Source organism: Mesorhizobium sp. M0184 (assembly GCF_040322215.1).
Classification (GTDB): Bacteria; Pseudomonadota; Alphaproteobacteria; order Rhizobiales; family Rhizobiaceae; genus Mesorhizobium.
The window spans coordinates 283,732-296,374 of the sequence record NZ_JAMYSZ010000004.1 but is presented as its reverse complement, the minus strand read 5'-3'; the positions used below and the strand labels follow the sequence as shown (position 1 = coordinate 296,374).

Sequence of the window (12,643 nt, the reverse complement as noted above, 5' to 3'; positions counted from 1 at the left end):
AAGCCGTCGAAAACTGCTTTCCCGGCCATCAAAAAAGCCCCATTAACTCACCAACCAGGATTTCGCTTCCCCGTGCAAAGCCCTCACAAGGAGAGAAGGAAGAGCCCCCGATTTGACCGCCCCTGCCCTCGCCTGTAGCAGTCGCAACGATCTGACAGCAGCACGGAATCGAGTGTACATGCCAAACGACGAAGGCTTCTCCGATTTCTTCTACGCCGCGCCGGACGGGCTGTCCCTGCACGCCCGCATCTACGGCGAAGCGAATTCCGGCCGCTGGCCAGTCGTTTGCCTGCCCGGCCTGACCCGCAATTGCCGTGACTTTCACGAATTGGCGCTTTATCTGTCGGCGCAAGCGAAGCGCAACGTCGTCGCCTTCGACTATCGCGGGCGCGGGCAGTCCGCGTACGATGCCGATATCGGCCATTACAATATCGGCATCGAGGCGGGCGATATCCTTGCCGGGCTGGCGGCGCTGAACATCGAGAAGGCAGCCTTCATTGGGACGTCGCGCGGCGGACTGATCATCCATGTGCTCGGGGCGATGCGGCCGGCCGTGCTGAAGGCCATCGTCTTCAACGACATCGGCCCGGTGATCGAGTCGCAAGGTCTCGCCCATATCCGCTCCTATCTCGACCTCGCGCCCAGGCCGAAGACGTACGCAGAGGTGGTCCGCGGCCTGCGCAGCACCCATGGCGCGGATTTTGCGGCGCTGACCGATGCGGATTGGGAGCGGATGGCATCAGCCCTCTACCGCGAGACCGAGGAGGGATTTCTGCCCGATTTCGATCCGAAACTGGTCGAGACGCTGGCGGGGCTCGATCCCACCCGGCCGCTGGCCGATCTTTGGCCACAGTTCGACGCGCTGGCGGCCATCCCGATGCTCGTCATACGCGGCGCGAATTCGAAGCTGCTGTCCGCCGAAACGCTCGAGCAGATGCGGACGCGCCATACCGATATCGAGACGATCACCGCCGACGGCCAGGGGCATGCACCGTTTTTGGGGTCCGGGATCCTGCCGGGCAGGATCGCTGGTTTTTTCGATCGAGCGGAGCGGCGGGGCGGTTAGAAGTAAAACTCAAGATCAAATAACCACCTTGAAAGCTTTACACGGACCCTATTTAGCGGTGACAGATTGTCGAAGTCGGTGCCCACGTTTCTTCCCTTCTCCCCCTGTGGGAGAAGGTGGATTGGCGCGTAGCCACGACGGTTGAGGGGTGTTGGAAGAAATGAGGCGTTGGCGTTCCCTGGAACACCCCTCATCCGACCGAGCTGCGCTCGGCCACCTTCTCCCACAAGGGGAGAAGGGAGAGCCGTACGCGAGCCAGATGAGCGACACTACCGGGATTTTGCCCTTTTCACCACGGTTTTCGGAGACTTTTCGCTCTTAGCCGGCTTATTCTTCTGCTCATCCATCGCTGAATGAGCAGACAAAGCGCTTGCACCGCCGATGTCCGAGCCACCGGACCGAGGCGTTTCCAGCACGGTGACGCAGCCGTCGAGGTCGTTGGTGGCCAGATGGGCGTAGCGCATGGTCATCGACAGCGTCTGGTGACCGAGCCACATCTGCACGCGCCTGATGTCGATGCCGCCCTGGACGAGACGCGAGGCGCAAGTATGGCGCAATATATGCGGCACGACCTGATCGTCGGCGCCAAGCCCGACTTCGGCCTTGGCATCGTTCCAGATGGCGCGAAACTGCGCCTGGCTGAGCTTGGTGAACGGGCCTTTGGGCCGGCGGCCCTCGGTGGCCGGCAGCTTGATCACCTCTTTTACCCGCTCGGTCATCGGAATGGTGCGGCTGCGGCCGGATTTGGTGATCCAGAAACTGACGCGGTGCTCCTGGATATCGTTCCAGATCAAACCCAGCGCTTCGCCGAGGCGGCAACCGGTGTCGACGAGAAAGACGGAAAGCCGATAAGCGTCCTCGCTGCGGCTCTTGATGGCGGCGAACAGCCGGGCCTCCTCGTCCCTTTCGAGGAAACGAATCCGTCCCGCTCGCTCTTTCTGGCGGCGGAACTCGGGCAGGCTGTGGATATCCCCCATCTTGTGAGCCTTGCGCAGCAGTTTGCTGAGGGCAGCCATCTTCCGGTTGATGGTTGCGTTGCTGTTGCCGCGCTGGCGCAAGGTGCCGATAAGGTTGTCGAGGGTGCTTTGGTCAAAGGCGCTGAAACGCTCCCCAAGGAGGATCTCGTCTATTTCGCCGATGAAGGAGCTGACATTGTATTTATGCCGCCCGTCATCCCAAAGTATGTCCCGGTATGCTGAAAAAAGTTCTCCGATCCTGTGCGACTTTACTTCTCGTATCTTGTTATAACTGTATTTTATCTTGGCAGTTTGAGAAGAAAACATCGAAAAATGATCAGAGGTTCCTCCCTCTTGAATCGCATCGTTCGTCATTATTCGCCACACCCCCGAGTGGATAGGCCTAGACCTACCTGCTTGGCGGTGCCCTTTCAAGAGTTTTAAGCGTTGCGGCCGATTTCATCCACCAGTGGCGGATCCCAACGACATCGTTCCACAACCCTGTTCAGCTACCGAACCCCCTTTTCCTTCTGTTTGCTACCAGTCGCGAAAACAAAAACAGCCCGGGCGTTAAAGCGCCCGGGCTGGATTTCACTTGCCTTAAGTCCAGCCCTTAGAACGAGCGCTGGAAGCGGAGGAAGCCGCCAACGGCGTTTTTCTTGTCCGCCGGGATGCCGGTCCAGTTGTATTCATAGCCGGGCAGCGAGTCGCTATCGATGTGATGGCTGTTATGAGCCCAGTCCACTTCGGCCGTGATCGTGAAGCCGGGAACGATGTCGTAGGCGATATTGGCCGCGACGCCAGCTTCCTTGGCTTCGTCATACGACGCCTGAAGGTTGAACGAGGTCTTCTCGTTGATGGTGTAAGTGCCACCGCCCCAGACTGCCCAGTTACCGCCCCACTGCTTGTAGAAGTTGCGCGGGAGATTGTCGTCAGAGCCGTAGCCGGCCATCAGGAACAGCGACAGGTTCTGCATCGGCGTCACGTCGAGGCGAACCTTGCCGGCCCATTCTTCCAGGCTGCTGTCATAGGCAACAACACCGCTGATGGAACCCCAGCCCTGCGTGTACTTCACGCCGCCAACGACATACGGAACATAGCTGTCGACCGAGTCGTGACCGAGAGTGGTGGCAGTATTGGCGCTGTTAAGGATAAAGCCTTCACCGGTTTCCAACGAAGCCACGGCCGAGAAGCCGTTGCCGGCATCGAAGTAGTACTGGACGACATTGGTGTCGAAGCCGCCGTAGGGAACGATCGTATCCTGGATGACGTTGCCGGCGTAGCCGGTGAACGTGTTGAAGGCTGTTTCGTCCTTACCGACGCGAAGACCACCGAGCTGGATCCAGGCGAAATTCAGCGAAACGCCTCTGCTACCAAACCTGGAAAAGTGCTCGTCGAACCCAGGCACGTCTTGATAACCGGTTCCCCAGTTGAAGCGGGTCTCGGTGTAGGTCTTCAAGGTGCCCATCTCGGTTTCCTGGCCGGTGTAGGTCCTCAGTGTGAAGCGAGCCTGCTTGTAATAGCCGTCGTTGACGTTGTCTTCACCATCCAAGGCATCCGACAGGTCCTGGTACCTGGCGCCGTCGAACGAGCCAGCCTGGCCCACGGAGATGTCATAGCGGACATAGCCGCCGATGCGCAGGCAGATTTCGGTGCCGGGGATGTAGTAGTAGCCAGCGCCGTAGACGTCGCAGATCTTGACGTATTCAGCGGGTTCCGGCTCGGCGACGACGACGGCGTCGGCGGCGCGCGCACCGGAAACTGCGATCAGTGCCGCAGCGGAGCCGAGAAGAAGGCTCTTGATGTTCATTTTCTGACCTCCAGTCAAAAGTTAAAAAACGGGTCTGGGTATTCTTTGCTGAAGGACAGCGTTCCCTGCCCCATCCCCACTACCGAAAAAGATGCGCACCGCGCCGCTCCTTCAAACCCGACATTACCCATGAGACGGCGGCGTTCAACCACGATCGTACCGGCAAAAGGTTTGTGTTGGCGCTATACCCCGGCGTTGTTGCACAAATGACACGATTTGGCCTCACTCCGAAAGCTCCCGTTAACCAACAGCCCTTCGCAAGCCGTTGCAAACCGCGGATTCCGGCGATGGTCGGCCCGAAATGTGACCATGGCCCAGTCGCGAACCAGGGAATTGCCGTAGAATCGCCACATCGCCGCGCGGCGCTTTGGCGAAGGGTCGATTTTTCAAGGATAATAGCGTCAGCTTGTTGATTGTGCCGGCGCTTTTCTTTATCCACCGGCGCAACGGAGAGGTGGCCGAGTGGTCGAAGGCGCTCCCCTGCTAAGGGAGTAGAGGTCAAAAGCTTCTCGTGGGTTCGAATCCCATCCTCTCCGCCACCCTACGCCCTGCGGGCTTCGGGTGGCAGGCCACCCGAAGCCGCATTTTGGGCGTAGGGTGTCGCCCGAAGCTACGAAGTAGCGTAGGGGGACCATGTGGTACGTCTATTTTCTGCAACTCCGTAACGGCGATGTCTATGTCGGATCGACCAACGATCTTCGACGCCGTTTTGATTCGCACCGATCAGGCTATGTGACTTCGACTAAGGCTTATCTGCCTGTAATCTTGAAGGCCTACATCGGGGTTGAAACCGAGGCCAACGCACGGCAACTCGAGCGATATTTCAAGACCGGTTCGGGCAAGGCCTTTGCGAGTAAACGTTTTTGGCCGACAGGGCCTCGCTGACGGCCTTAGGACCTATCTATTTGAAATATAAATAAAAACGAACCCAACGAGCTGCTTTTCGCCGACCTCCGTCCCGATTCTGACTGGAGGTCAGAAAATGAACATCAAGAGCCTTCTTCTCGGCTCCGCTGCGGCACTGATCGCAGTTTCCGGTGCGCGCGCCGCCGACGCCGTCGTCGTCGCCGAGCCGGAACCCGCTGAATACGTCAAGATTTGCGACGTCTACGGCGCTGGCTACTTCTACATCCCCGGCACCGAAACCTGCCTGCGCATCGGCGGCTACGTCCGCTATGACATCGGCATCGGTGACGTCGGCTCATTCGACGGTGCAAAGACCACCGATCAGCAGGACGGCGACTCGCAGGATACCTACTACAAGCACGCCCGCTTCACGCTGAAGACCTGGACCGGCCAGGAAACCGAGCTCGGCACCCTGAAGACCTACACCGAGACCCGCTTCAACTGGGGTAACCACAACGATTACCTTGATGACAACTTTAACGGCGGTACGAGCGTTTCGCTGAACTTTGCCTGGGTCCAGCTCGGTGGTCTGCGCGTCGGTAAGGACGAATCGGCCTTCGATACCTTCATCGGCTACGCCGGCAACGTCATCCAGGATACGCTGGTCCCCTACGGCGGCTTCGACACCAACGTCGTCCAGTACTACTTCGATGCCGGAAACGGCTTCTCGGCCGTGGCTTCGTTGGAAACCGGTTCGGGCAGTGCCGCTGCGGATCCTGGCATTTTCCAAGACAGCAACAGCGGCAATGATTCCATCGACAGCTATGTCCCGTATGTCGTCGGCGGTATCAAATACACACAGGGCTGGGGCTCGATCACCGGTGTCGCCGCCTATGACAGCACCTGGGAAGAGTGGGCCGGCAAGGTTCGCGTCGACGTTACGCCAATACAGAACCTGACACTGTTCCTCATGGCCGGTTACGGTTCGGACGACAACATCGACCGCAACTTCTACAAGCAGTGGGGCGGCAACTGGGCAGTCTGGGGTGGTGGCACCTACACCATCAACGAAAAGACCTCGTTCAACCTCCAGGCATCGGTTGACGACGACAAGAACTACGGCGTCGCCGCGAACGTCGCCTACGATATCGTTCCCGGCTTCACGATCACCGCCGAAGTCGATTGGGCCCACGACGGTCAGTTCGACAAAGCCTACGATCGCAACTGGACCAATGCCGACGACAAGGACAGCATTGGCGGCATGCTCCGCTTCCAGCGCTCGTTCTAACAGACCGAGCGTGATTTGACATCGAACCCGGCGGGCGACCGCCGGGTTTTTCGTATCGGCGCGACTCCACTACCAGCCGCGTGAGCATGGCGTCGGTTACAAGTCGCGATCGTTCTCTGCCAGTTGCTGAGAAATTCTACCGACTGATATCTGGCCGCACGCTGGAAATCAGCCGTAAGCCTGCGCGGTTCAGATATCACGATCCACGCAATGTGGACCGCCAACTCCAAATCAAATCTCGGCGAGATCGCCAAGCGACTGGATCAGCGGCTGGATCGTACTCTCATATTTTTTCCAGCGCTTGACCGATGATGTATAGATCGGCTGCCGGACCTGCCAGCGGCTGGGGGTATTGACCGACCTGTCCTTCTCGAAAAAGCGCAGGCAGGAATCGTCCCAAGGCAAGCCGAGATGATCGATGAGACGGCGCGACTGCGTCTCCTGATCCGTAACCAGCGTCTCGTAGCGGCTTTCGAAAATACGTCCGGGAAAGACCTTGTCCCAGTGCCGCATCAAGCGATCATATTCGCGGTAGTACAACCCGAGTGTCTCAAGGTCGGCGTTGTAGCCGTGGTCCTTGGTGAAATGCAAGACGAAGCAGGACACGCAATTGTCGATGGCATCGCGCCGGCAATGAATGATGCGCGCGTTGGGAAAGAGAATTCCGATCACGCCGATAAACTCGAAGTTGTGCGGCATCTTGTCGACGATGCGGGGCGCGGCGGGCGCGTGCTGGCGCAGATAAGACAGGTATTCTTCGGCCAGCGCCCTCGACTGATCCCTCGTCATCGACATAATCGAACTGCGCAGGTCCTCATCCGACAGTATTCTAAAGCCCATCGAGTTCGCGATTCGCCGCAGCTTCGTAAGCTCCCCGGCGCCATGGACATCCGGATGGCTCGCGCAGATCTGCTCCGTCAGCGTCGTCCCCGACCGGGGCATGCCCAGCACAAACACAGGCACTTCAGACGGACTGCCGTGGCCAGCCTTGGCTTCCAATAGTGACGGGCTGAATATCTCGATCATGGAATCGACGCTTCGGCGGTAGTACTCCAGGTCGAAATTGTGACCAGCGGCCTTTTTCGCCCTCTTGAAGTGATCTATCGCCTCTTCATAGCGCTGAAGATCGTTCAGCACTTTGCCTGCCGCGTGGTGGAGCTGCGATGCAGCAACGGGTTCGAGCCTGGGATTGGAGAGTTCGCGCAGGATAGAGTCGAGCTCGGCAGGTTTTTCGATGAACTTTTGCGTGTCGACCAGGTAATTGTAGGCTGCCCCAACATCGACGCGACGTTCTATTGCCTGATCGAGATAGGCTCTGGCTTCGTCCATGCGGCCGAGGCTGGTGAGCGCACCAGCCAGACCAATCCGGACCATGGGATGGTCGCCGTTGATCTTTAGCGCCTTGTCGTAAAGGGGCAAAGCCATCTCGGCCTTGTCGAAGTTGACGTAGGCACGCGCTAGTCCGCAAAGCGCTTCCACCAGATCGGGTTTCAATTCGCAGGCGCGCTGCAGGTGCCTGATCGCAAGCAAGCTGTCGCCAAGCTTCAGACCGGCCTCTCCCAGGCTAAGGTGGAAATATGGATTCTGAGGCGTCTGGCTTACTGCCCGCGCAAAATATTTGAGAGCCAACTCGTCGTCGATACCGAGCCCCAACGTGCCGAGGATGTAGAGCGAAAGCGGGTGATTGGGCGTGCGGGCGAGAACGCGATGGCATAATTCCTCCGCCTCCGGGAGCCGCTTGGCTTGCTGAAGTTCGAGCGCCTGTCGCAGCAGCATGTCGTCAGCTTGCGCGCGCGAGGGCGATTTCACTTTCGACGGCTGCACTTTCGGCGCCGAACCGGACTTTATGTGTTTGGACCAAGCGGGCGGCAGTCGGTTGCTCATCATGTCTCGCTAGCAAAATGGTCCGGGAGAATCCAGCCTGGCCTGAAGGGCTGGCCTATCCTGTCGGGCGCCCTCCTTGTTCAAAGTTCGGCTAGGTCGCCCAAGGCGTCGATCAGCGGCTGGATCTTGCCCTCATAATTTTTCCAGTGCTTGACAGATGACCTGTAGATCGGCTGCCGGACTTGCCAGCGACTGGCCGTGTTGACCGAACCGTCATTCTCGAAGAAGCGCAGGCAGGCATCGTCCCAGGGCAATCCAAGATGATCAATCAGACGGCGCGATTGTGCCTCCTGATCCGCAACCAGCGTCTCGTAGCGACTTTCGAAGATGCGTCCCGGAAAAACCTTGTCCCAATGTCGCATCAGGCGATCATATTCACGATAATACAGCCCGAGCGTCTGCAGGTCGGTGATGTAGCTGTGTCCCTTGGAGAAATTCAGGAAAAAGCATGAGAGGCAATTGTCGATGGCGTCGCGGCGACAGTGAATAATCCGCGCGTTGGGGAAAAGAAGGCCTATGAGGCCTATCAGTTCGAAATTCTGGGGCATTTTGTCGACTATGCGAAGTGCGGTCGGCGCACGCTCACGAAGGTAGGACAGGTGCCCCTCGGTCAGCATCTTGGCTAGGTCGGGGGTGATCGGCACGATCGATTGGCCCAAGCCCTGTGCCGAAAGCCTCGTAAGGCCGATAGCATTTGCGGTTCGTCTTAGCTTGCTGAGTTCTCCTGCGCCGTGAACATCCGGGTGGCTCGCGCAAATCTGCTCGGTCAGGGTGGTCCCCGAGCGGGGCATGCCCAGTACAAACACGGGCACTTCCGATGGGCTTCCATAACCCGCCTTGGCAGCCAACATATCCGGGTTGAAGAACTCGATCGTGGAGTCGACCCAGCGGCGATAGGTTTCCAGATCGAACTTATAGCCGGCGACCTGTTTGGCTTTCTTGAAATGATCTATCGCGTCGTCGTAGCGCTTAAGGTCGTTCAGCACCTTGCCGGCAGCGTGATGAAGTGTCATCGCACTGTCCGGGTCAAGCTTTGGGTTGCCAAGCTCGCGCAAGATGGACTTAAGTTCCGCCGGCTCTTCAGTGAATTTGCGCGTGCGCACAAGCTCATTATAGGCGGCTGGCATGGCTATGCGACGTTCGATCGCCTCTTTCAGATAGATTTCGGCTTCGTCCATGCGGCCGAGACCGATGAGGGCGCTGGCCAATCCCGCCCGAACGCGGGGATGATCGCGGTTGATCTTGAGCGCTCTCTCGTAAAGCGGCAGAGCCATGTCAGCCTTGTCGAATTCGACGTAAGCGCGTCCCAACGCGCAAAGCGCTTCCAGCAAATCCGGCTTCAACTTCAAGGCCTGCTGGATATGCGTGATTGCGGGCGAATATTCGCTGACCTTCAGATAGGTTTCACCCAGACTAAGGTGGTAATAGGGGTTTCGAGGCTCCTCGCCGACGGCTCGCGCCAAATATCGCAATGCAATTTCATCGTCGAGCCCGATGAATAGCGTGCCCATAATATACAATGCCAAGGGATGGTTGGGCGTGCGCTCCAGCACGCGACGGCACAGTTCCTTAGCCTCGGCCAACCGCTTGGCCTGCTGAAAGTCATACGCCTGTTTCAGCAGCATGTCGTCAGCCTGCGCCCGCGACAATGGTTTGGCTTTCGGCGGTTCCACTTTCGGCGCCGAGCGGGACTTTATATGTTTGGACCAGGCGGGCGGCAGTCGGTTGCTCATCATGTCTCGCTAGCAAAATGATCCGGGAGAATCCAGCCTGACGTGCCCGCCTGCCGCGGAACTTGCGCAGGCCAAGCTGGCAGGCTAGCAAGAAGGCCCCTTTTCGAACGAGCCTTTGCCATGCGCCCTCCCCTTACGCCGCTCATCGACGCGCTTCCCTCCACGGTGCCGTTTGTCGGCCCTGAGGCGCAGGAGCGTGATCGCGGCCGCGCCTTTCGCGCCCGCATCGGCGCCAATGAGAGCAGCTTTGGCCCTTCGCCGCGCGTCGTTGCCCGCATGGCCGAGATTGCCGGCGACATGTGGATGTATTGCGACCCCGATAATCACGATTTGAAGGTAGCCGTGGCCAGGCATCTCGGCGTCGGCGCCGAAAACGTCGTCGTCGGCGAAGGCATAGACGGGCTGCTCAGCCTGGTTGCGCGCATGTATGTGGGGCCGGGCGATGCGGTGGTGACCTCGCGCGGCGCCTATCCGACCTTCAACTTTCATGTTGCCGGCGTCGGCGGCCGGCTGGTCGCAGTGCCCTACGAGAACGATCGGGAAAACCTCGACGGCCTGCTGGCGGCAGTGGCCAGGGAAAAGGCGCCACTGGTCTACCTGTCCAATCCGGACAATCCGATGGGCAGCTGGTGGGAAGCCGCCGAGCTCAGCCGCTTCATCGAAGCCTTGCCGGAGACCACAATGCTGGTGCTCGACGAAGCCTATGGCGAATTAGGGCCAGCCTCAGCGCTGCCGCCGATCGATGTCGCGCGGCCGAACGTCATCCGCATGCGCACCTTCTCCAAGGCCTATGGGCTGGCCGGCATACGCTGCGGCTATGCGGTGGCCGAGGCCCAGGTGATTCGGGACTTCGAGAAGATCCGCAACCACTATGGCGTCAGCCGCATGGCGCAGATCGCCGGTGTCGAGGCGCTTGCCGATCAGGCCTGGCTGGATAGCGTGGTGGCGCGGGTCGCCGCCGGCCGCCGGCGTATCGCCGCAATAGCCGAAGCGAACGGGCTGAAGCCGCTGGCTTCGGCGACCAATTTCGTCACCATCGACTGCGGCCGCGACGGCGCTTTCGCACTGAAAGTGCTGCAGGCGCTGTTGTCACGCGACGTCTTCATCCGCAAGCCGATGGTGCCGGTTCTCGACCGCTGCATCCGGGTCAGTGTCGGCCTCGATCACGAGCTCGACATCTTTGCCGAGGAACTGCCTGGCGCACTGGCGGCAGCGCGGGGGAACTGAAGAGCGCAACGCCGGGATTCCAGTGCTGCCCGCTATTTCTCCCCGAGCAGGCGCATGACGCGCTTCAAGGCGTCCGATAATTCGGCAGCCGCGTCATCGGCGAGGCCGGCTGTCAGCCGGGCGAGGTCGCGATCCGCCGCAGCCTGAAGCCTGGCGAGCTCAGCACTTCCGCGAGCGGTCAGCGACAGGATACGTCTGCGCCGATCGGCTGGGTCAGAGCGTGTCTCGGTCAGGCCAGCGGCGGCGAACCTCCTCAGGACGCGTGAGACATAGGCCGGATCGAGCCGGAGTTCGGCAGCGATTTCGGAGGCCGCCGGCCGGAGATCGAGGTGGAACGCCCGTGCAAGAAGCCCTGCCTCACCGCCGCTATTGGCGACAGCGCGGGATCGGCCGCCCAATTCGAACAGCAGCCGCGCCTCGCCCAGCGTATAGGCGCTGTGCGTCAAGGTCAGGTCGAGCAGCCCGATCAGGCGCGTGTAGAAGCGATTGAAGCCACGTATCTCCGCGACAAGGGCATTCCGCTCGGCCGGCATGTCGACCTCCTTCGGACGGACCGCTCCGTCAGGGCCATGATCGCCTATTATTTGACTTAGTCAATCATTAATGGAGACGCCGCCTATCTCGCACGTAAAGCTGGCGGATAGCGACCGGAGAGAGACCTTCGATGCACGTTGCGCGGTTGAATTTGGACGGCGATGCGCCAGACTCGACTCAAAGGATGGAGAGCGCGATGACCGATCGTACGGTGCAGGTACGCATATACGGCAAGGTGCAAGGCGTCAGCTACCGGGTTTGGGTGCGGCGCGAGGCGTCTGGACTTGGCCTTTCCGGTTGGGTGCGCAACGAAGTTGACGGCTCGGTGACAGCCTTGATTGCAGGGGCCGATGCGGCGGTCTCGACAATGATCGAATATCTTTGGCAAGGGCCGCCAGGGGCAGCAGTTTCGAAGGTCGATGTCGAGGAGATCGAGTCACGCAACATGTCCGCGGGTTTCAGGATTGTTGCCTAGCAAGGCATGATCCTGCTCATTCGCTTCCATCGCACAAATCTTCCATTGCCCTGCCCGGACATGCCTCGGTCCTTGAATTAATTGAACGTTTGTTTTATTGTCTGCGAAAAGGCGGCTTGTCATGGCGCGTACGACCGGTTCCGACGGAGAGAAGACCGAAGCTGCGGTCCGCGAGGCGGCGGTCAGCCTGATTGCGCGTCTCGGCTACGAGGCGATGTCGATGCGCCAGCTGGCGGCCGAGGTCGGCGTCCAGGCAGCGGCGCTGTACCGCTACTTCCCGACCAAGCAGGACCTTCTGTTCATGCTGATGCGTGAGCATATGGAAGGCTTGATCGAGGCGTGGCGCGCAACACGCCCTGTCGGCGCCGATCCGGCAGCGCGGCTTGCCGCTTATGTCGAAAACCACATCGCTTTCCATATCGAACGCCGCCACTCCACCCATGTCTCGAACATGGAGCTGCGCAGCCTGTCGCATGAAAAACTCACGCAGATCCTGCGCATGCGCACGGCCTACGAGAAGGAGCTGCGCGCCATCCTGCGCGACGGCGTCGAAGCGGGGTTATTCAGCATCGAAGACACCGGGCTCACCGCCATGGCGCTGATCCAGATGATGACCGGCGTCATCGTCTGGTTCCGGCCGGGCGAACGGCTGTCGATCGCCGAAGTCACCGCTACATATCTAGCAATGACAATGCGCCTTGTTGGAGCAAAGAGCGATGGCGCGTCAACGAGCTACGACGCCGCGCCTCTATTCGGGCGCGCAAAGGACGCTCTAGCAACTTGATTTCGCGCATGATCCCGATTTTCGCGGTCGTGCGCCGGGA

The 12,643-nt window shown here is 59.6% G+C and carries 11 protein-coding genes and 1 tRNA gene; 7 read left to right on the top strand and 5 right to left on the bottom strand.

Going from position 1 to position 12,643, the window contains the following annotated elements; translation table 11 throughout:
- The first annotated feature begins 178 nt into the window (after positions 1 to 178).
- Positions 179 to 1,066, top strand: coding sequence for an alpha/beta fold hydrolase (locus NKJ23_RS08320; protein ID WP_352679853.1), 888 nt, complete (start codon positions 179 to 181; stop codon positions 1,064 to 1,066).
- A 269-nt stretch (positions 1,067 to 1,335) separates the two neighbouring features.
- On the opposite strand, the gene NKJ23_RS08315 is transcribed toward NKJ23_RS08320, so the two are convergent.
- Positions 1,336 to 2,397, bottom strand: coding sequence for a tyrosine-type recombinase/integrase (locus NKJ23_RS08315; RefSeq protein WP_352679850.1), 1,062 nt, complete (start codon positions 2,395 to 2,397; stop codon positions 1,336 to 1,338).
- 238 nt (positions 2,398 to 2,635) lie between these two features.
- On the bottom strand, positions 2,636 to 3,832 hold the full coding sequence (locus NKJ23_RS08310) for a porin (protein WP_352679847.1): 1,197 nt from the start codon (positions 3,830 to 3,832) through the stop codon (positions 2,636 to 2,638).
- 448 nt (positions 3,833 to 4,280) lie between these two features.
- Between NKJ23_RS08310 and NKJ23_RS08305 the strand changes: the two genes are divergently transcribed.
- From NKJ23_RS08305 to NKJ23_RS08295, 3 genes are all read left to right on the top strand, one after another.
- Positions 4,281 to 4,371: transfer RNA gene (locus tag NKJ23_RS08305), tRNA-Ser, on the top strand.
- Positions 4,372 to 4,465: 94 nt separating this feature from the next.
- Positions 4,466 to 4,717, top strand: coding sequence for a GIY-YIG nuclease family protein (locus NKJ23_RS08300; protein ID WP_352679844.1), 252 nt, complete (start codon positions 4,466 to 4,468; stop codon positions 4,715 to 4,717).
- Between the two features lie 97 nt (positions 4,718 to 4,814).
- Positions 4,815 to 5,966, top strand: a complete 1,152-nt coding sequence (locus NKJ23_RS08295) for a porin (RefSeq protein WP_292660091.1) — start codon at positions 4,815 to 4,817, stop codon at positions 5,964 to 5,966.
- 231 nt (positions 5,967 to 6,197) lie between these two features.
- Here the strand turns inward: NKJ23_RS08295 and NKJ23_RS08290 are convergent, their stop codons facing one another.
- Both NKJ23_RS08290 and NKJ23_RS08285 read right to left on the bottom strand, forming a co-directional pair.
- A complete protein-coding gene (locus NKJ23_RS08290) occupies positions 6,198 to 7,850 on the bottom strand; it encodes a tetratricopeptide repeat-containing sulfotransferase family protein (RefSeq protein ID WP_352679841.1) in 1,653 nt (550 codons plus the stop codon).
- A gap of 80 nt (positions 7,851 to 7,930) precedes the next feature.
- Positions 7,931 to 9,583: a tetratricopeptide repeat-containing sulfotransferase family protein gene (locus tag NKJ23_RS08285; protein ID WP_352679839.1), complete on the bottom strand. Its 1,653-nt coding sequence runs from the start codon at positions 9,581 to 9,583 to the stop codon at positions 7,931 to 7,933.
- A gap of 120 nt (positions 9,584 to 9,703) precedes the next feature.
- Between NKJ23_RS08285 and NKJ23_RS08280 the strand changes: the two genes are divergently transcribed.
- On the top strand, positions 9,704 to 10,810 hold the full coding sequence (locus NKJ23_RS08280) for a pyridoxal phosphate-dependent aminotransferase (RefSeq protein WP_352679836.1): 1,107 nt from the start codon (positions 9,704 to 9,706) through the stop codon (positions 10,808 to 10,810).
- 32 nt (positions 10,811 to 10,842) lie between these two features.
- Here NKJ23_RS08280 and NKJ23_RS08275 read toward each other — a convergent pair whose 3' ends face one another.
- Positions 10,843 to 11,343: a MarR family winged helix-turn-helix transcriptional regulator gene (locus NKJ23_RS08275; protein WP_352679834.1), complete on the bottom strand. Its 501-nt coding sequence runs from the start codon at positions 11,341 to 11,343 to the stop codon at positions 10,843 to 10,845.
- Between the two features lie 197 nt (positions 11,344 to 11,540).
- Here NKJ23_RS08275 and NKJ23_RS08270 point away from each other — a divergent pair, with 197 nt between their 5' ends.
- Together NKJ23_RS08270 and NKJ23_RS08265 are read left to right on the top strand one after the other, a co-directional pair.
- Positions 11,541 to 11,819: an acylphosphatase gene (locus NKJ23_RS08270; RefSeq protein ID WP_352679831.1), complete on the top strand. Its 279-nt coding sequence runs from the start codon at positions 11,541 to 11,543 to the stop codon at positions 11,817 to 11,819.
- A 121-nt stretch (positions 11,820 to 11,940) separates the two neighbouring features.
- Positions 11,941 to 12,603: a TetR/AcrR family transcriptional regulator gene (locus NKJ23_RS08265; RefSeq protein WP_352540763.1), complete on the top strand. Its 663-nt coding sequence runs from the start codon at positions 11,941 to 11,943 to the stop codon at positions 12,601 to 12,603.
- Positions 12,604 to 12,643: the final 40 nt, after the last annotated feature.

Excerpts from the sequence above, each read along its gene's own strand:
- NKJ23_RS08270 (WP_352679831.1), top strand. The coding sequence starts at position 11,541 with ATGACCGATCGTACGGTGCAGGTACGCATATACGGCAAGGTGCAAGGC.
- NKJ23_RS08285 (WP_352679839.1), bottom strand. The coding sequence starts at position 9,583 with ATGAGCAACCGACTGCCGCCCGCCTGGTCCAAACATATAAAGTCCCGC.
- NKJ23_RS08265 (WP_352540763.1), top strand. The coding sequence starts at position 11,941 with ATGGCGCGTACGACCGGTTCCGACGGAGAGAAGACCGAAGCTGCGGTC.
- NKJ23_RS08320 (WP_352679853.1), top strand. The coding sequence starts at position 179 with ATGCCAAACGACGAAGGCTTCTCCGATTTCTTCTACGCCGCGCCGGAC.
- NKJ23_RS08300 (WP_352679844.1), top strand. The coding sequence starts at position 4,466 with ATGTGGTACGTCTATTTTCTGCAACTCCGTAACGGCGATGTCTATGTC.
- NKJ23_RS08280 (WP_352679836.1), top strand. The coding sequence starts at position 9,704 with ATGCGCCCTCCCCTTACGCCGCTCATCGACGCGCTTCCCTCCACGGTG.
- NKJ23_RS08275 (WP_352679834.1), bottom strand. The coding sequence starts at position 11,343 with ATGCCGGCCGAGCGGAATGCCCTTGTCGCGGAGATACGTGGCTTCAAT.
- NKJ23_RS08315 (WP_352679850.1), bottom strand. The coding sequence starts at position 2,397 with ATGACGAACGATGCGATTCAAGAGGGAGGAACCTCTGATCATTTTTCG.
- NKJ23_RS08295 (WP_292660091.1), top strand. The coding sequence starts at position 4,815 with ATGAACATCAAGAGCCTTCTTCTCGGCTCCGCTGCGGCACTGATCGCA.
- NKJ23_RS08310 (WP_352679847.1), bottom strand. The coding sequence starts at position 3,832 with ATGAACATCAAGAGCCTTCTTCTCGGCTCCGCTGCGGCACTGATCGCA.
- NKJ23_RS08290 (WP_352679841.1), bottom strand. The coding sequence starts at position 7,850 with ATGAGCAACCGACTGCCGCCCGCTTGGTCCAAACACATAAAGTCCGGT.